Annotated in this window: 15 protein-coding genes; 8 read left to right on the forward strand and 7 right to left on the reverse strand. The window is 36.8% G+C overall.

Annotated elements, in window-relative coordinates; all coding sequences use genetic code 11:
- Positions 1–63 precede the first annotated feature (63 nt).
- From ybeY to meaB, 3 genes are all read right to left on the reverse strand, one after another.
- Positions 64–480 carry an rRNA maturation RNAse YbeY gene (gene ybeY, locus ACYVFA_RS13865; RefSeq protein WP_460472430.1) on the reverse strand — a complete coding sequence of 139 codons (417 nt, stop codon included), beginning with the start codon at positions 478–480 and terminating at the stop codon, positions 64–66.
- A gap of 26 nt (positions 481–506) precedes the next feature.
- A complete protein-coding gene (locus tag ACYVFA_RS13870) occupies positions 507–2,852 on the reverse strand; it encodes an efflux RND transporter permease subunit (RefSeq protein WP_460472431.1) in 2,346 nt (781 codons plus the stop codon).
- 96 nt (positions 2,853–2,948) lie between these two features.
- Positions 2,949–3,938: an ArgK/MeaB family GTPase gene (meaB, locus tag ACYVFA_RS13875; RefSeq protein ID WP_460472432.1), complete on the reverse strand. Its 990-nt coding sequence runs from the start codon at positions 3,936–3,938 to the stop codon at positions 2,949–2,951.
- Between the two features lie 167 nt (positions 3,939–4,105).
- On the opposite strand from meaB, the gene gcvH reads away from it, so the two are divergent.
- The 8 genes from gcvH (at position 4,106) to ACYVFA_RS13915 (ending at position 10,557) form a co-directional block, all read left to right on the forward strand.
- The gene (gcvH, locus tag ACYVFA_RS13880) at positions 4,106–4,483 is read left to right on the forward strand and encodes a glycine cleavage system protein H (RefSeq protein ID WP_460472433.1); all 378 of its coding nucleotides are present in this window, start codon (positions 4,106–4,108) and stop codon (positions 4,481–4,483) included.
- 85 nt (positions 4,484–4,568) lie between these two features.
- Entirely contained in the window at positions 4,569–5,849 is a 1,281-nt protein-coding gene (locus tag ACYVFA_RS13885; RefSeq protein WP_460472434.1) for a dihydroorotase, read from the forward strand.
- A 29-nt stretch (positions 5,850–5,878) separates the two neighbouring features.
- Complete coding sequence (locus ACYVFA_RS13890; protein WP_460472435.1) at positions 5,879–6,409, forward strand: DUF4199 domain-containing protein; 531 nt, start codon at positions 5,879–5,881, stop codon at positions 6,407–6,409.
- A 49-nt stretch (positions 6,410–6,458) separates the two neighbouring features.
- Positions 6,459–6,974, forward strand: a complete 516-nt coding sequence (locus ACYVFA_RS13895) for a DUF4199 domain-containing protein (protein ID WP_460472436.1) — start codon at positions 6,459–6,461, stop codon at positions 6,972–6,974.
- Positions 6,975–6,977: 3 nt separating this feature from the next.
- A complete protein-coding gene (gene gldF, locus ACYVFA_RS13900) occupies positions 6,978–7,700 on the forward strand; it encodes a gliding motility-associated ABC transporter permease subunit GldF (RefSeq protein WP_460472437.1) in 723 nt (240 codons plus the stop codon).
- A 21-nt stretch (positions 7,701–7,721) separates the two neighbouring features.
- Positions 7,722–8,510 (forward strand): PhzF family phenazine biosynthesis protein, encoded by a 789-nt coding sequence (locus tag ACYVFA_RS13905; RefSeq protein WP_460472438.1) that lies wholly within the window; start codon positions 7,722–7,724, stop codon positions 8,508–8,510.
- A gap of 192 nt (positions 8,511–8,702) precedes the next feature.
- Complete coding sequence (queA, locus tag ACYVFA_RS13910; RefSeq protein ID WP_460472439.1) at positions 8,703–9,755, forward strand: S-adenosylmethionine:tRNA ribosyltransferase-isomerase; 1,053 nt, start codon at positions 8,703–8,705, stop codon at positions 9,753–9,755.
- A gap of 88 nt (positions 9,756–9,843) precedes the next feature.
- Positions 9,844–10,557, forward strand: a complete 714-nt coding sequence (locus ACYVFA_RS13915; RefSeq protein ID WP_460472440.1) for an IspD/TarI family cytidylyltransferase — start codon at positions 9,844–9,846, stop codon at positions 10,555–10,557.
- Here the strand turns inward: ACYVFA_RS13915 and ACYVFA_RS13920 are convergent.
- The 4 genes from ACYVFA_RS13920 to ruvA form a co-directional block, all read right to left on the reverse strand.
- The gene (locus tag ACYVFA_RS13920; RefSeq protein WP_460472441.1) at positions 10,532–11,332 is read right to left on the reverse strand and encodes a hypothetical protein; all 801 of its coding nucleotides are present in this window, start codon (positions 11,330–11,332) and stop codon (positions 10,532–10,534) included. The two genes, ACYVFA_RS13915 and ACYVFA_RS13920, sit on opposite strands and share 26 nt — an antisense overlap.
- Position 11,333: 1 nt before the next feature.
- On the reverse strand, positions 11,334–12,050 hold the full coding sequence (locus tag ACYVFA_RS13925; RefSeq protein WP_460472442.1) for a Rossmann-fold NAD(P)-binding domain-containing protein: 717 nt from the start codon (positions 12,048–12,050) through the stop codon (positions 11,334–11,336).
- Between the two features lie 72 nt (positions 12,051–12,122).
- A complete protein-coding gene (gene sov, locus ACYVFA_RS13930) occupies positions 12,123–19,442 on the reverse strand; it encodes a cell surface protein SprA (protein ID WP_460472443.1) in 7,320 nt (2,439 codons plus the stop codon).
- A gap of 210 nt (positions 19,443–19,652) precedes the next feature.
- Positions 19,653–20,246, reverse strand: coding sequence for a Holliday junction branch migration protein RuvA (gene ruvA, locus ACYVFA_RS13935; protein WP_460472444.1), 594 nt, complete (start codon positions 20,244–20,246; stop codon positions 19,653–19,655).
- Positions 20,247–20,254: the final 8 nt, after the last annotated feature.

A 20,254-nucleotide genomic window follows, 5' to 3' on the forward strand; every position in this document is an offset into this window, starting at 1 on the left:
AAAGTTCGCTCCCTTGTTTTATTTATTCAACTCATCATACATTTGAATCTACAACCAAAAGACTTATTGAAATAATTGCAGATAATGATTTTCTTTAGATCTCATTAATTTTTCCTCTTCGTCAGTTTTATCAAGATAACCACAAAGATGCAGGATACCGTGAACCAATACACGTTTCAACTCATATTCAAAACTTACTTCAAAAGTCCTTGCATTATCTTTTACCCGATCAACACTAATAAAAATATCTCCCTCAATGAGTTTTTCTTCTTCCGAGTTATCGAACGTAATAATATCAGTCAGATAATCGTGATCGAGGTATTCTACATTAATTTTCAGTAAGTAATCATCTGAACAAAAGACATAATTAACATCTCCCAGACTAAAACCTTCGCTTTCGATTACGTTTTTCAGCCAGTTTTTCAGTTTTAATTTTTGCTGAATCCTAATCTCAATCTCTTCTATATGGAAATTTATCATTTATTTTCAGTTTAGCTCTCAGGTTATTAACTCTTTATCAATGGTTTTCGTTTATCCAAAGTCATCAAAAAGGCTGGTAATAAGACCAGATTTGAAATCATTCCCATTAACAAGGTAATCGAAACCAATGTGCCTAAAAATACAGTACCTTTAAAATTGGATGCTACAAAGATTCCAAAACCAAAGAACAGAATAATACCTGTATAAAACATACTGATACCAGTATACATAATCGTTTCAGTAATGGCCTGTGAAACCGTCAAACCTCTATTCACAATTTCATCTTTATATTTGGTAAGGAAATAAATTGTCCCGTCTGAGGAAATTCCAAAAGCAATACTAAATACCAGTGTAGTAGTAGGTTTCAATGGAATACCCAGATAACCCATTACTCCTGCAGTTATAATCAATGGGATGATACTTGGTAAGGTTGAAATTAAAATCATCCGAACATCAAAAAACTGGGTAGCCATTACTACGCACACAAGCAGGATTGCTAAAGCCGTACTCTCAACCAGATTTTTCAAGAGATAGTTATTCCCTTTCATAAAGACCACACCATTTCCGGTAACTTTCGCCTCTATTTGTTGCTCCTCAGGAAGCCATTTTTTAGCTTCTTTATCATAATTGAAAATGGTATCAATTTTTGGTTGCAGCGCATCTACCAATTCCTTAATTCTGACGGTTCCGGCATCGGCGCATTGAAAACTGATACGGGTATATTGCTTGGTACTATCAATAAAGGACGCAAACAGGTTTTGTTTACCTTTTACACTTTCGGCATATCCAGCTAATTTTTGTAACTCTAAAGCACCCGGTAGTTGATAATATTTTTCATCTCCACCTCTATATCCCTGATAAACAAATTTAATCGCTTCGACTACTGAGATTGGATTCGTAAATTCTTTATACTTGGCAAACTCCCTTTGCATCACTTTGATTTTATTCAATACCTGAGGATTCAATACTCCATTTTCTCTTTTAGTATTAATCTCAACCTCAAAAGGCACTACACCATGAAAATGCTTTTCAATAAATTTCAAATCGGCATAGATTGGGTCGTTTTGAGGCAAGTCGTCCACTATATAGCCGACAGCCCGTAATTTAGACATCCCGAAGGCTGAAACTATCACTAATATAGCAATGAATAGATATAAGGGTGTCCGGCGAGTATGTACAAGTGTATTTACAAATTTCAGAAAAGAGCTAATGTATTTGTTTTCAAGATGACGTACATTTTTTGCACTTGGTGGCGCACTATAACTCAACAAAATCGAAATCAATATTAAGGACACAGCCCATGTAGTCATGATACAAATGGCCGCAACCAAACCAAACTCTAATAATAAAGGGCTACCGGTAAAATAGAAAACAAAGAAACCGATTGAGGTAGTCACATTAGCCAGAAAGGTGGTTTTGGCTATTTTTTCTACAGCAACTGAAAGTGCTCGCATCTTATCGCCATGTTTCTGAAATTCTTCCTGATACTTATTGACTAAGAATATGGTATTAGGAATGCCAATGACAATAATCAATGGCGGAATCAGCCCTAATAAAATAGTAATTTTATAGCCTAATAAAACGATGATTCCGACAGACCAGACTACCGAAATCATTACTAATAGTGCTGTGAAAAGAGCTGTTCTAATAGAACGGAAGAAAAGGAATAGAATGCCAATGGTAACCAGAAAGGCGAGAAACATAAACTTAACCATTTCGGCTGTCACCTTAGAAATAAAATTGGTTCGGATGAACGGCATTCCTGAGAAATGCATTTCTATTCCATTTTTTTGCCCGAATGCTCTTGCTTCTGCTTCAATTTCACGGGTTATCGTTATTCTGCCTTTACTATTTAGTTTGGCCTGATCAAATGTAATAGCCATTAAATGCGCATGGCCCTCTTTACTATACACAAAACCTCTGTAAAACGGGAAAGTCTCAATTTTTTTTCTGATAGAATCTACTTCGGCCTGGCTTGTAGGTCTTTGAGCCACAATTGGCTTAAAGTCAAATTGCATTAAGCTATCGTTGCGTACTATCTCAAAAAGATTAGCATTAGATACTACATTTTTGATTCCTTCAATGCTTTTAACAGATTTAGTTAAATCATACCATTGATTAAAAACTTGCAGTTGATAGATTTTATCTGACTCTATGGCAATTACCATTACATTGCCGTCTTCACCAAATCGCTTTTTGAAATCTTCGTATAATTTATAATTATCATCTGTTTGAGGAAGAATTCTTGCCAATTCATAAGACATCTGGATTTGAGATGCCTCATAAGCCATCAAGGCACTTATAAGCGTTAAAAACAAAAGCCAGCTTCGACGATTCTTTAAAATAATTTTCGAAATAGTATACCAGAACATATTTTGGGTTTAGCCGTTAGTAGGAATGAAGCATCAAAATTAGCTTTTTTTAATGAAAAGCGGTGAAGAAATGTATAGTTGTACCGAATTTGTCGACTAATTAGCGCTCTTCGCACTATCTAAAAGCTCCTTCGCTCCTTGAATGGGTAGCATTTTACCTGAAAGTATATTTTCTTTAATACTTGAGAATTTGTCTTTTATCGTTGGGTTATTGTAAAACTCATCTTCCAGCGACTGACGAATATATGTATGCAACCATTCCACATTTTGTCTCTGCCGATTCTGCTCCCAAAAACCAATTGTTTGCATTTTTTGAACGTAAGACTGTATAGTATCCCATATTTCATTAATACCCGAATTATTAAGTGCTGAGCAAGTTAATACGGGCGTCTGCCAGTTATTGTTGGCAGCTGGGTAGAGGTGAAGCGCATGTAAATATTCTAATCGGGCATTTTTTGATGCCTGTAAATTATCTCCATCCGCCTTGGTAATGGCTATGGCATCAGCCATTTCTATAATACCTCGTTTAATTCCTTGTAGTTCATCCCCAGCCCCTGCCAGCATCAATAATAAAAAGAAATCAACCATGCCTTTTACGACCGTTTCCGATTGACCAACACCGACCGTTTCAACAATAATGATTTCATAGCCCGCAGCTTCACACAATAAGATGGTTTCTCGGGTTTTGTTGGCTACACCACCTAAGGTAGCACCAGCAGGTGAGGGGCGTATATATGCCAAAGCGTCATGAGCTAACTCCTCCATGCGGGTTTTATCACCCATAATGCTACCTTTAGTTATCTGGCTGGTCGGGTCAATGGCCAAAACAGCAATTTTTTTGTTTTGTGCAGTAACATTTTTACCAAATGTCTCAATAAAAGTACTTTTACCAACTCCCGGGACTCCGGTAATACCAATTCGGATCGAATGGCCAGAGTGAGGTAAAAGTTGCTCCAGCAGATTTTGGGCTAAGGTTTTATCCTGTGCTAATTGGCTTTCAATCAAAGTAATAGCACGGCTAAGAATAATCCGGTTGCCAGATAATATTCCGTCTATGTATTCCTGTAATGAAAGCCTTTTTTGCATATTCGTTTATTTGTGCCTAAATATAAGGGCGTTTGCTCAGATAAGTAAACCTGGTCCTACTACATTTATCGCTTTAGACTCAGATTTTATTTTTTCATTAGGATTTTTTCATGTTTCCAACAAATCTACTAACTTGCGGTCGAAATAATAAACCCCTTCACAAACAAATGAATTTTCCTTCAGATTTACGCTACACCAACGAACATGAGTGGATCAAAATAGAAAGTGGTAATATCGCTTTGGTAGGTATTACTGATTTTGCACAAGGCGAGTTGGGTGATATTGTTTTTGTTGAGATAGAAACAGCAGGACAAGAACTTGGAGCAAACGATATTTTCGGAACAGTAGAAGCGGTCAAAACAGTATCAGATTTATTCTTACCTGTTGCCGGAAAAGTTTTAGAAGTGAACGCTGCCTTAAGTAATAATCCTGAATTGCTAAACTCAGATCCATATGGTGAAGGTTGGTTGATAAAACTGGAAGTATCGAATCCAGCTGATATTGATGCCTTATTAGATTCAGAAGCATATCAAAATATTATCTGAGAAATAAGGCTATGATAATCGAATCGAAGATATTTTAAATAGAGATGCCCTGCTAAGGGCATTTTTTTTGAATTTTTATAGGAAAATGAAAACTTTGCTTAAATCTGTAAAGATAATTGACAATAAATCTGACCTCAATGGTCAGATAAAAGATATATTTATTGAAGAAGGGAAAATCAGCAGAATTGCTGATATAATTGAAGAAAAAGCAGATAAAATAATCGAGGGAGAGAACCTACACGTATCAATCGGCTGGATTGATATGAGAGTATCACCAAAAGACCCGGGTTATGAGTCTAAAGAAGATTTAAGTTCTTTGTGCAAAGCAGCGGCAGCAGGTGGATTTACTAAAATTGTAACGCTGCCTAATACAAAGCCAACTGTACAAACCAAAGAATCAATTGCTTATTACAAAGGGTTTTCTAAAACCCAGCTAGTTGATATTCTTCCGGCAGCGGCAGTAACCAAAAATTGCGAAGGCAAAGATTTCACTGAAATGCTTGATCTGAATAATGCCGGAGCCGTGGCTTTTACCGATGGAGAGCATCCTTTATGGAATGCTGATATTTTATTGAAAACTTTACAGTATCTCTATCCGATTAATGGCTTCTTAATGAATCACCCGGAGGAAACAACATTGACCTTGTTCGGGCAGATGCACGAAGGCATTGAAAGTACTTTATTGGGTATGAAAGGGATTCCTTCTACTGCCGAAGAAATAATAGTAATGAGAGATTTGAAATTGCTTGAATATGCATTTAGTCAGATTACAGAGAAAAAAGCAGATTCTGCCTTACATTTTTCGACTATTTCTACTAAAAAAGCCGTAGAATTAATCAGAGAAGCCAAAGCAAAAGGATTACCCGTAAGTTGTGATATAGCGGCGCATCAATTAGCTTTTACAGATGCAGATCTGAAAGAATTTGATACAAACCTGAAAGTGAATCCACCTTTCAGAACGAAAGCAGATATTGAAGCTTTGCAAGCAGGATTAGCTGATGGAACAATTGATTCGATTGTATCTGACCATAATCCACAGGACGAAGAATCAAAGAATCTGGAGTTTGATATGGCGGATTTTGGGATTATTGGATTAGAGACGGCTTTTGCTGTTGCGAATACCTATAGCAATTTGTCAATTGAGACATTGATTGAGAAATTGACAAATAATCCAGCTAAATTATTACGCCTAGCGGAAGAAACCATTCAGGAAGGAAGTTTAGCTAATCTGACTATCTTTAATCCTGATTTAGAATGGACTTTTACTGAAAAAGATATTCGTTCGAAATCTAAAAATACGCCTTTTGTTGACCAAACATTTAAGGGTAAAGTAATTGGCGTAATTAATAAAAATCAAATCGCTTGATAGAAGAGTATCTCTAATTGAAGATTGGTATGTTAAAAAGTAGAATTGTTAAGCACGCACTTTATTACGGAAGCATTGCTGCTGCTATTTGCATTGTAGTAGCCATGATTCAGTTTTATGGCATTCATAAAAGTCCTTTCGGGCGCTATAAATTACCTGCATTTGGTATCAATATTTTATTTATTCTGATTGCGATCTGGACATATCGGGCAACCAATATGGGCATAATAACCTTTACCGAAGGATTTTCGGTTGGTTTCCTTACCAATCTTTTCGCCGCTTTTATCACCGCAACATTTTTTTATATTTTTATAAAACTGGCAGGGGATGAAGCAATTTTGCTATGGGTAAAAGAAAATGTAGATGCGATTATGAAAATAAAGGATAGTCATATTAAAAACTTTGGTCTTGAAGAGTTTTCATCCTTGCTAAAACAGGCGCAACAAATTCCCTCAGCAGGTTATGTATTTTTAGATGAGCTCGGCAAGAAACAGATTTGTATTATAGCCGTCTCAATTATTTCATTGATTTTCAGAAGACATACGTATACAGTTTCATAGATTTTTGATAAATTGTTTCTCTTTTTATCACCTTAACCTTATCAACAATATGGAAAAACCGTCAACAGCCCGCATTGCACTTAAATGGGGAATCATCACCGCTATAATAGTTATTATTTACAGTGTGGTTTTATATATGACTGCCCTCTTCAAAAATAATGCGCTTACATATGTGTCTTTTCTATTTCTTTTGGGAGGAATTATATTCGGTGTAAAGGAATATAAATCTTTAAATAGTGGTTTTATGAGTTTTGGTGAAGGCTTGGGAGTAGGTACATTGATGAGTGCAGTAACAGGTCTGATTGCCTCTATTTTCTCGTTTGTATATATTATGTTTATAGATACAACCATTCCCCAACAAATGTCAGATTTGCAGCGCGAACAGATGGAATCAAGAGGATTGACTCAGGAGCAAATTGATCAGACAATGGAGATGATGGGCAAATTTATGAGCCCTGGAATGCTTTTTATCTTTGGAGTATTGCTTTATATATTTTTTGGCTTTGTTTGGTCGTTAATAATATCAGCTATTTTTAAGAAAGATCAACCAGTATTTAAATATTAATAAATGCTTACAATTTTTAGAAAAGAACTCAATAGTTTTCTCAATTCACTTGTCGCTTATATCGTGATTGGTGTTTTTTTGGTATTAGCAGGCTTATTTACATGGGTTTTTGAAGGAAATGTATTAGACTATGGCTATGCCGATTTAAACAGCTTTTTTCAACTGGCGCCTTATATTTTCATTTTTCTGATACCAGCCATTACTATGCGTTTATTTTCGGAAGAATTTAAAACCGGGACTATTGAACTGCTTTTTACAAAACCACTTACTGATTGGCAGATTATATTAGGTAAATTTTTAGCGGCATTCATTCTCATTGTTGTTGCACTTTTACCTACACTATTATATTATTATTCAGTTTATGAATTGGGTAATCCTAAAGGAAATGTAGATACCTCGGCTATTATTGGCTCTTATATAGGTCTTTTCTTTTTAGGTGGTGTCTTTGCAGCCATTGGTTTGTGGGCGTCTTCACTTACAGATAATCAGGTAGTAGCGTTTATTATAGGAGCTCTGGCTTGTTTCCTTTTATACGATGGACTACATCAACTTGCCCAATTGTTTAATGGTACAACCCAATACCTGATTGATTATGTAGGTCTTAGTTATCATTATGAATCAATCGGAAGAGGTCTGATTGACTCCCGAACATTAGTATATTTTCTTAGTGTGATAGCTTTAATGTTATATCTAACCAAAATTCAGGTTTCAAATAAGAAAAGTTAAATTCAGATAAAACCACGCTTTATGCAATTATCCATTTATCAGGTTGATGCCTTTACAAACAAGCTTTTTGGTGGCAATCCTGCCGCAATTGTTCCATTAAAAGATTGGTTACCAGATTCTTTGATGCAACAAATTGCTTTAGAAAACAATCTGTCAGAAACGGCTTTCTTTGTTCCAACCGATAATGGTTTCCATATTCGTTGGTTTACTCCAACTATTGAAGTAGCACTTTGTGGTCATGCTACGCTAGCTACTGCCTATGTCATTTTTGATACCATGAAATATACTGCTGATACAATTATTTTTGATTCGCAAAGTGGTATTTTAAAAGTGAAAAAGTATGGCAGATTATTAGAGCTGGATTTCCCTGTGCAAAATGTTTTTCCAATTGAATCGCCAGAAGGATTGATTGAAGGAATTGGTAAGAAACCTGAAGAAATTTATCAAGCAGGTGAAGATTATTTATTAGTTTATAATTCTCAGAGTGATATTGAAAACATCTTTCCCGATTTTGGTGTTTTAAAAAATGTAAGAACACGTGGGATAATTGTAACTTCAAAGGCTGACTCTAAAAAACTGGATTTTGTCTGCCGTTTTTTTGCACCAGCCGCAGGAATTGACGAAGATCCTGTTACCGGTTCGGCATTTACTAAGTTAATACCTTTCTGGGCTGATAAACTTGGCAAAACTGAATTTGAAGCGGAACAGATTTCAGCGAGGAAAGGTAGTGTACATTGTAAACTGGCAGGAGACAGGGTTTTAATTGCAGGGCAAGGAAAACTTTATCTCAAAGGTAAAATTACAGTTTAAGGCCATTTTTAAACATTTCTCCTAAAACACTTGACACCCCCTATACCGATTTAGTACCTTTGCGACCTAAAAAAACTAAGGTAAGAAGTTTTTTTCATACCTATATTTCTTCATGCCGGAAAACAATATCCCCAAACATGGAGCAAATCAACAAAAATTTTCCGCTTTGAGTGGAATTGGGGAGTCTATAAAATGAAACTTTCAGAATTTAAATTTGATTTACCGCATAGCCTTGTGGCCATGTACCCGCCTGACCAACGTGACGGCGCGCGTATGATGGTAGTTAACAGAAAAACCAAAAAAATTGAACACAAAATGTTTAAAGACATCGTTGACTACTTTGGAGAAAACGATACTTTAGTAGTGAACGATACAAAGGTTTTTCCTGCGCGTTTATATGGTTCAAAAGAAAAAACAGGTGCCAAAATAGAGGTATTCTTGTTGCGCGAGCTTAACCGTGAAATGCGCCTTTGGGATGTATTGGTTGATCCGGCAAGAAAAATCAGAGTAGGTAATAAATTATATTTTGGAGAGAGTGATTTAGTAGCAGAGGTTATTGACAATACGACTTCTCGTGGGCGTACCATTCGTTTCTTGTTTGACGGATCACACGAAGAAATGATGAAAGCGATTCACGAATTGGGAGAAACTCCACTGCCGATCGACGTAATTAAAAGAAAAGTAACTGATCAGGATCGTGAAAGATACCAGACGATCTTCGCTGATAAAGAAGGAGCGGTAGCTGCACCAACGGCAGGTATGCACTTTACAAGAAATGTACAACGCCGTATGGAAATTAATGGCGTTAATTTCTGCCCAGTTACTTTACACATTGGTATCGGAACATTCCGTCAGGTTGATGTAGAAGATTTAACAAAGCATAAAACTGATTCTGAGAACTTCTTTATTCCTGATAAAACCTGTGATATTGTAAATGGTTCAATCGATAAGGAAGGAAAAATATGTGCTATCGGAACAACAGTTCTGAAAGCCCTGGAGTCTTCAGTATCAGCAAGCAACCATTTGAAACCAATCGATAATGGCTGGACAGATAAATTTATCTTCCCTCCATACGATTTCAAAATTACGAATGCCTTATTAACAAACTTCCATTTACCGGAGTCAATCCTGATTATGATGGCTTGTGCTTTTGGTGGATATGAGTTAATTATGAATGCCTACAACGAAGCCATTAAAGAGAAATATAAATTCTTTACTTATGGCGATGTAATGTTGATTCTTTAATAGTCAATATAAGCTTATTCAGAACCGGGAAATGAACTTAGTTTTCATTTCTCGGTTTTGTTTATACTCCAATCTTCATATAAATCTCATGGAAAAACAAAAATATGCAGTCTTGGTCGCAGGGGGTAGTGGAACCCGTATGGGCAGCGAAGTACCAAAACAATTTCTGCCCTTGGCTGGAAAACCTATCTTACTGCATACAATTGACCAATTCATGAGAGTTAATAGGATAAAGATTATATTGGTATTGCCTGAAAAAGATATTGAATACTGGCATAGTATTACAAAACAACAATCTTTGGAAGTAGAATCTTATCAATCAATTAAGATTGTAATAGGAGGGAAAAGTCGGTTTCAATCGGTTAAAAATGGGCTTGTGCATGTCGAAAATAATAGTCTGGTGGCTGTGCATGATGGAGTTAGACCTTTAATCGATGCAGAAATCATTGAAAAATCATTTAAGACTGCCGATGAATTGGGCAGTGCTGTGACAAGTGTTCAATTAAAAGATTCTATCCGTGAAGTAGGGGAGAACCAGCAGAATAAAGCCGTAGAAAGAACCAAGTTCCGATTGATGCAAACACCCCAGACATTTCAGTCGGAATTGATAAAAAAAGCTTTTGAAGTAGATGAGCAGAATTTCTTTACCGATTGTGCAAGTGTCTTGGAATTTGCAGGTTTTCCGATAAATCTGACAGAGGGCTCTTACGAAAACATTAAGATAACCACACCCGAAGATTTAATTGTGGCAGAAGCTTTATTAAGGAGCCGGCAATCTATTGACAATTATACGAGAAGTTAGAAATGTTTGAGACTGTACTTGATAAATCTTCCCGAATGATTTTTATTGTCTCAGGAAACCCCTTTTCATTATAGACCAATTCTCGCTTGGTTCGCTGACTTACAGATTCTTTAAAGTCGTTTTGTTCAAATAGATAGACCTTAGATGATGCTATATTATTATCGCCAAACGGGATGAAATTACTAAGAGGGCGAACAATCCAGTAAAATTTTATCTCAGGAATACCCGAAAAGAAATTTCGTTTATCGTCGAAGGTATGCTCTGTTATATTAGGTGTAGTCCCTAAATCTAATCTGAAAATACGAAAAGGATTCCCATTGTTATCATATTCAATGCTTCTGTTAATGCCTAATAAATATTTGCTTGCAATCTCTATAGGTCGGTTTTGTGAATCATATTCTATCACAATTTCATCCTCAATATTACCATTCGTTGTTTGAATAACCTTGGTTGCATTGCCTTTGCTATCAAAACTGGCATCGTATCTTCTGATTCTTTTTGGATTTGCTTCATCTCTGACAGCTTTTACCTGACCTTTGGAATTATACTCAAAAAATACAATCGCCTTATTTAAGGTATCTTTACTGGCATTTATATCATAACTAAGAAACTTTTCTATCCGCCCATCTTTTAAAGTAATGTTATCATAGTGAAACGCTTCACTAAGTGGCAACTCCTGAGCAAACTTTTCTAACTGGCATGTATCTAAAGCCTCATTTTTTTTGCATGAGATAAGTGCGATTAAAATTACAAACAGTAAAGCAATGCTTTTCATATCAGAAGATTTTGGCAAATAGCCATTCAGGAACAAGTTTTATCAAAATTGCTAATAAAAAATACCTTTTGGTAATATAGGCTACATTTTTTTTCGATTCAATAGCTTCTGCAATTTGTTTGGCGGCTTTCTCAGGAGTAGCTACCCAAAACATACCTTTGTTTTGCTTCGTCATAGGTGTATCCACAAATCCGGGACGAATATCAGTTATACTAATATGATGCTTATATTTAGATGACCGCAATCGTAAACCTTGCATATAATTAGACATAAACGCTTTTGAAGCATGATATTCAGGAGCGTAAGGGCTACCATATTGAGAAGCCAACGAGGAAACACCAATAATATGTCCATTCCCTTTGCTCTTAAAATAATTATAAGACCATTGAGCAATAGCTGTAAAGCCTCGCACATTAATATCAATGGTTTTTATTTCTTCATCGAAACTCGCTTTCCCAAAACCTACACCTGCATTAATTACTACTTTATCAAACCCTCCATGTTTATCGGCCAAATGCTCCATTGTTAATCGGGCATTGTCTATTTCAGCAACATCCATTAGGCCAATGTGTACTTGCTGATTGGGATAAGCATTTTGTATTTCTTCCAATAAAGCAATTCTTCTGCCTGTAATTGTTACTTCATGCCCTTGTTTAATATATAATTCAGCTAAGGCTTTGCCTATGCCGGTAGTGGCACCAATAATAATGATTTTCATAGAGTGGTTGAAAAAAAATAGAGGGTTATTGCTTTGAAACAATAACCCTCTAATATACGTATAATTTGAATCTTATTGATCAGATAAACTGAATCTTACATTAATACCTCCTGTAGTTGTGACTCTAGGATAAGAGAAGTTAGTAACGAAAGGTCTGTTGTTTACATGGTCAACATAGAAGTTCAGCATTACTCTCTTGTTTACCTGGTAGGTGATTCTTGGTCCCCATTGAAGATTATAGTTCCCTTGTGTAGGTTGCGGATCACCATCTAAACGTCTTTGAATGGCTTTTACATCACGAATAGTGAAAGCAAATTGCAGATTCAGGTCGTTTTTCAAAGTAATTACTTTTCCGTTTCTACCTCTTAATGGTAACTTCACTCCATTTTTCTTGAAACCAAAGTTGAATACAAAATCAGAACTACTATATTCAGCTACCTGTGAGTTAGAAAGGTTTAAAGCTGCTCTACGTTCTCTATTCCAGTCAAATCTACCTGAAATCTTACTCTTGGTAGTAAACTGCACTCCAATAAAAGGCATAAATTTCTCTTCCAATGAGACCGTACTCATCACAAATACCGGAACAAATTGCTTTTGTTTGACGTATTGATCATTTAGAAGTACGTCAACAGTTGTCGTTTTTGAAGCATTCTGATAAGGATAATCCATTATCATGAAATTAACCATTGCGGCTCCATAATCAAGCGAAGAGGTAAAATTACCTACACTATAAGTTGAAGTATAACTATGGCTAATAGTGATTGAACTAAACATTTTGTTAAATGGTGCCAGATTAGCTAAGCCGCTATAATCAATCCTCCAGTTAGGCATCGGGAATCTGAAACCTTTAGAGAAAGGGAATTTTTTCAAATCCAATGTCTTTCCTTTGCCACTATAGGCAGCAATAAAGGCTGGTACCAGAACATCCTGAGAATTCTTATCATATACTCCCTCTTTATTCGGATTCAAGGCAGCAAGTTTATCCGCAAAGAACTCACGATACGCACGCATATTTTCAAAAACATCATAATGATAATTGTTCTTAACGTCTTCTTTTGTCATACGGGCAAAGAAAGTATTAAAAGACCAGAACGAAGTACTGAAATTACCGTTTCTTACAGGACTCATACTACTGTAGTTTCCAGTTGAATCCACTAAATAATATTCCTGATAATTATCACCGCGACTAAAATTACCACTAATCTGCATTCTGAAATCCTTGAACGGTTCGATTGTAGTTCGGTAAGAGAATTTCTTTTGTTTGGTCTGAACAAATGGTTGGGTTTGCGTTTTGGTTTTAGACAACCAACCTTGCGAAGCCGCATATTCCTGAAAATTACCATTAGTACGCCTGAAATCACCTTCAGTCGTATATTGATTACCCAGTACAAAACCCAAGCCGGGAGCGCCATCAGAACTTAATCCAAACAATTTAGGCGTTGGCATAAAGCCCGGTAGAATCGTGGTTTCTACAATCGAATAATCGTAGTCAATTCCTCTTACGGCCATTAATAATCTCGTAAATGCTTTTGCTACATTACTTGGTGGTAGCTCAATATTCTCATCATCTCCTGGGTTACGAGTAAATCGCTTTCTTTCAGGATTCGGGCTATTAGCAAATTTCAGATACTTGACTTTGTTATAAAGCTTAATGAAGTCAATTTTTCCTCTGATACCTCTGTCTCTACCATTGCGGATCGTATTACCAAACGGAATCGAATCTTCATCCATAATATTGAGGGCTATCGCCTGATAACCAAAATTATTATTGTATTTGGCATCTGCTGTTATCCAGTCAAGTAAGAAGAACTTGTCTAAGGGTAGGCGATAGGTAAATCGCATTTCCTGATAATAATTCTTAGCTCTACCTAAACTAAAAATACTCTGGCGTAATTGCTTTGCTTTGTCTTCTGTATTAATATCTCCATAAGGCTCATCAACTACTGCATTCATAGTAGCTGTATAATTGAAGAGAATGCTCTTGGTAAGGTTCCACTGCAAATCGTAGAAACGATTCATCAGGAAATACTTCTCAAAATAAGGTTGAACGCCATCAGTTGTTAAATCTGCGTTTCTTAGTAATGTTCGGGCAAAACTCTTATCAAAATCTGTTCTGAAGGCCATTACTGTTGGCAAAGGAGACAGGTTAAAGTCTTTCAACCAATAGAGGAATGGTCGTTCAAGGCTTTTGTTATTTTTAAAAGGCTCCCAGTTGATTTGCTTAGGTTGATATTGATAGGTAAATCCACCTTTATACTGATTCAGTGAATAATTATCTATCAATATATTGCTGCGATTTACATTATTCTGTGCATAGGTGAACGAGAAGTTTTCAACATCATAGAAATGTGGCAGCGCTCCTTCTTTAGTTTTTATTTTACGCACATTTGAGAAGTTGAACCCTTTTCTGGTACTATTATCAACTACCATCCGTCGATATGCTTCGCGTTTGATTGGGTCATCAATATTTGCCAACGCATTTTCAAGCGGCATATCAGGATCAAGAGGATTGAAATGAGGTGTAACCGTTTGTTTATCAAAATTAACGAAGAACGGAATTTTTAAACCCCAGTTTTCAGGGAAAAGCTTATCAACCTCAATATTCGAAGCAATTCCAATACCTTTACCCGTTTCACGCGCTCTTTCAGAAATTTTATCCTGAACACCACCAAAACCAAAGGTCTTCAAATTAGCATTGATAGCCACAGTAGCTAAGTCTGCTAATTTAATATTAGCTGCTAATAATCCAGCATCACCAGATGTTTGGTCAAATCCATAAGCACGCAGTTCATCGACCCATACAGTATAAGTATTTGGCTGCTCGTCTGCCGATTTCGGATTTCTTAAGCCTATCATCATGGTCATGACAGCACTTAAATCCGGATTACCGACTACGGTTATTTTATAAGTATTACCATCAGTCCCATCATCAATCGTTCCGACTGCGGTTCCTGAATAAGGCACTGTTATGGTCTTACCCATCCGGTTTCTTTCCCCTTTTAGGGCTACTAAGTCTTGCAACGAAACATCAATAAAGTTTTCTTTAGGCCAGATTACATTTTCATCAATCGAGCCATTAGGTGTAATTTTTAACTGAGGTATTTCAATTTCATAATAGTGCTGAGATAAGTCAGTACCAATTCTGATAAAAGCACCACCTACTGTTTTTTCATCGCCGGCTTCGTTTTCAGCATGGATAAATAGTCTTACTCTTTTATAATTAAGCATATCTACCCGAGTATTACGGAATACCCCTCTTGAATCACCGTCACGTAAGTTTGTAACCGCCAAAGACATTGACTGCTCGTTAAATCTTACATTGAACTGTTGCTGTGTAATATCCTGATCTCTGATGAATCCCGGAGGTACTTTATATGGGGTCTTACCCTCTTTAATATTACAGGTTTGTCCATCGTCTCCACAACCATTTTCTTCAATACTCACAACCCCCATTTTAAATTTCGCATCATATGGCTCAGGTACTTCTGTTAAGCCTGTTTGAGTCAGGCTTTTATCATAGATACGATATTGATTAGATTCTAATTGAAGTGAAGCAAAACGTAAAACCACTGGTTGTTGAAAGTCAGTTAGCAACATTCGCATAAAGCGAATAGACTTGAAACCGTTAATATCACCGAATTTACGGGTAAATTGTTTCACCGGAACACGGAAAAGATACCAGGTTGCTTGTGTATTAGGTACAGTCACTTGGTCGACAATAAAACCAGAACCAACACTCATCCGGCTTGGTGATAAGTCTATTTCATACTCATAGAAATTCTCAACATCATTAATCGTATTATCCGCATTAATATCCTCTTTATCAGGTGTTACCGAGTTGGCTAGTGTCGGACTTGTATCTGAAGTCTGATTACTTTGAGGAGAGTTGTTTTCAACTCCCAGATAGTTTTTATAGCGCTCAAGTAATGATTGTTGCGGTGTAAACGTAGGGTCTGTAAAGAATTTAAAATCATCAGCCGATGGATCTTGTTCTGCTTTTGCTCTTGCAGTAGAGCTAATCCTGTCAAGGAATGTCTTAATATGAGGGAAATTTCTTTCCTGTTCATTATTCAATCCATCTAAACCCACATCTTGTTTTGCTCTTGCACCTGGCTGGTTGTCAAAAGCATCAGTCATAAACTGCACTTTTGGTACAAAACCCCAGGCAGTCTGGTCAGGTTTTGACATATCTGAAACAGCCTCATTGGCCGGGAAACCATTTTCAAAGCTATTTCTTCCATCTGGGATAAAGTCTTCTGAAATATCACCCAAATGGAATTTAAGTTTACCTCCGGTAGTGTTGGTTCTGTTTCCATTAGGATTACCATCTCTCACCACATCTTTAAAAGGGTCAAGCATCCAGAAAGTAATGTATTCTGTATTTGCATTATCAAAGTCATTATCTGCTGTAATCCCTCTCATAATAGAGCCAAAGCTTTGTCTGGGATTTGGCAAATAACCATCAGGAGTCAGCGTAGAATTATAATTGTACATTCCTCTCTCTGCAGGGAAATAAGACACATCCAGCACATTGACTGGTACTCCCTGGCTGAAAGTTGGAATAGAACGACCTGGGAAAATCTGTTGTGGACTGAAGGCTCTTTCATATAAATTGCCATTAGCTGCCTCTTGTACCTCAGGAGGTAAAACATTCCCGGCTCCGCCAAAGCCTCCTTCCAGATACGTAGTCTGGTCAATGGTATAAACAGAAATTTTACCTCTTTTATAATTATAATCGTATCCTGTATCACTACCTCTATAAGATTCAGGAGCAGTTCCTGGACGCCATCTGGTTGGCTGGCGTGTAAGGTCATTGATATTACGTGTGGCCTCAAAATCATCAATCATCGCATTGCCATTAATACGCTTATTATTCACGGCAGGGAATAGCTTAGCGTATTCTGCTGTAAATTGAATAGACGACATCTCTTTGGTTTGAATCAATGGCAGCGCATCTAACCATCTTGTCAGGAATCGGGCATCTTTACGGTAATTAATATCCAACCCGACAATACTATTATTAACAGGTTCCTGACCAATGGCAATACGTGTCATAAAAGCAGGAGTGCTTTCGCGTAGGGTCATGGCCGTGGCTCCGATATGAATATCCTTGCTAAGATTATAGTCTAATCTTGTACCAAGCATCATTCTGATCTGGGTATTAAACAAGTCAGGACGTTCCCATTCAATTCTAATCTGGCGCGCAGAATTAAGCACACTTTGATTAAGAATTTTAATTCTACCCAATTGTGGTTCAATGGTATAATCAGCACCTTCCTGTAATTGTACACCACCTGCGAAAATCCTTACAGATTGACCTGATGCGCCTAATGGCAGCATAATTTCTGAAGAATTACTTGCCTGTAAACTACCTCTGATAAAGAACTTATTTTTTGTAGTTACCTGCTGGGCATCAGCCAAGGTAGTGCGATACAATTCATTAAAAACATATTTATCTTTCAGAATCTGTTCGTCTAAGGCGAATTTTGAGGATAGGTGAGAGCCGAATGGCTCAAGTACCGGGAAAATCATTTTTCCCATTTTTGAATCAATCGTTATATCTTCAATAAAGTCAAAATTCCCATCACCACCAGGTTGAGGGTCATTATTAGGGTTCAGATTATCCAGATTCATTACTCTTACCAAAGGAACGTCTTTCAATGTCTTTCCTTCTTGTAAGTTAGGGTTATCAATACCCGTGCGGTCGTCTTTATAAATAATTCTAAGTTGGAAACCTTGTTTACCTACACCCGGCACACCCAATGAATAGATGTTTTTCATCATCAGATCCCACATAGGGTCGGTAGTACGGTTACGAATAGTAGAAGACTTAAGGAGCTTCAACATAATTGCCTCATTCTCAGGGCGAATTGAATAGTCTTCTGTTAATTCCCCGACTTTATAGTTCTGTCCATTGTAGGTATACTCATAAGCAACCGCAAGAATTTCATCATTACGCAAAGGCGTAACTAAAGAAATATAACCTAATTCGGCGTTGAATTTAAATTCACGTTCGGTCAAACGTTTTGCCCCTCTAAGTATTTCATAGTCAATCCCCTTCTTTAAATTCAATGATGATAAAGCTGCTGATGAGGTGGTAGAGTCAATACGTCTGAAACCAGGATTATTACTAAGGTTGCTATAAAGGGTTGTTGCTTCGTTTCTTACCGGAGCGTAGCCTGTTCCACTTTTCAAATCACCTAAATTAGAAAAAGCGATGAGATTCCTCATAGATTCAACGGTATTGGTACGGTTGGTTACATATACCTCTAAACGTGTAATTTTTACTCCTGATAATACTAAAGGAAGATTTCTAAGTGCTCGTTCATAGTTACTTCTAAAGAATTGAGCGAGAAAGAAATGTCGGTTTTCTTCATAATTATCGGCTCTTATTTCAAAAGTACGGCTTTGGGTTCCTCCGTTCAATACAATTGATTCTGTTTTAGAGCGTTGTTGGGCAACTACTTGTGTAATATCTAATTTACCTAATCTGAGTCCGGCTTTTATCCCGAATAAATTTTGCACACCCGGAATCAACTGGCTTTTTACAGGCATACTGATATTACCAGCCTCTACTTTTTGAAGGATGTCTTCCGGTTGGTTTTTAAAGTTGAGTTTTAGCTGGTTTTCAAAGTTAAAAGCCGCTTTGGTATCCAGATTTGTCAACATCCCTAACTTCTCACCGATCTGTCCGTTGAAGTTGATATTGATTTGTTCGTCGAAGTTGAAGAGTGTCTGACGACGCTGAATAATGGGTAGGAGTGGATTATCTATGAATTGATGAATCAGTTTGAAATCAAGTGTAACAAACCCGTTTGGCTTGAGTTTGTCAATCATATTTCCACCAAAAATCCGGTCAACAATCGGGTTTTTCTGTAAAAGTGGTCTTAAGCCCTTCTCAGTTGTCGCACTTTTCCCATCTGCCAGCTCTTCATATTCACGGAGAATATTTTTCCTTACATAAGCATTCTGAATACTTGAATATTCATTAAAGGTTAAGGCTTGTGGCAATTTATAATCAATACCTTTACCTGCTTTTTCTGTGATTGATATATCATTTGAGGTAGGAGAGACACTAAAGTCTGTGGTAATATTATTGGGGTCTTTTAAATAAAATGGTGATTGAGGAACGGCATTGGCATAACGGTTAAGATAACGGTCCTGCCAACGATACGAAGGTTCTCTACCTGTACGGGTGATAATAGTATCTTTTTCCGGAACTGCTAAAGAGTCAATTCGGGTAGTATCAGCCTTGATTGCCTTTGGATCCTTGGTCCCTTTAGCCCCTTTTCTGCCTAATAATTGAGCGTCCGCGTTCTCACTTATCAATCCAAAGCTGAAAATTACAATAAAAAATAATGTATAATTTTTTACAAATAGCTGTCCGAACATAAAATTTTAGGGAGTATCAATAGGTACTTTAACACTAAACGACTAAAATCTTGCCAATAGTCTGTGAGAAATACGAAAAATTGTACGCTTTTTATTTAATGGTTTGATATCTATAAAAGATTGAAGGTGTTTATTTTTCAATCAAAGCAAATCTTTATTTTTTGCAATTAAATTAAGGCAATTTGCGCCTGCATCTTTATTAATTACAATTTATCTAAGAGCCAGTTTAATCAGTTGTTCGAGAGTAATTTCGTTGCCTTCACGTTTCAGTATCGCATCTATACTCTTCTCAGCCGCTGCTCTCGCAATACCCAATGTAACCAACGCTGTAAGTGCTTCGTTGCGTAAAGCAGAATTGGCTGGTGCAAAAATATTTGGCGTAACGCCACCCAATAAAGAGTCCTTTTTTAGTTTATCTTTTAACTCTATAATGGCTCTTTGAGCAGTTTTAAGCCCAATGCCTTTGATACTTTGAATCGTGCGAACATCTTCCGAAATAATGGCGTGTTTGATTTCACCCGATGATAAAGAAGAAAGCATAACAATAGCCGTGCTGGGACCAATGCCAGAAACACTGATTAAATCTTCAAAGAGTTCTTTCTCTGCACCATCAGAAAAGCCAAAAAGAGTGTGAGAATCTTCCCGCACTATCAACAATGTATGTAATTTGCACTTCTCACCTGTATTATGAAGAGCGGCATAAGTCTGTAGAGAAATTTTTACCTGATAACCTACTCCTGAAACATCAATAATTACATAGGTTGGGTCTTTGTAGGCCAGTTTACCGTCAAGATAAGCAATCATAGGCATTT

The sequence above is a fragment of the Emticicia fontis genome (assembly GCF_054779675.1).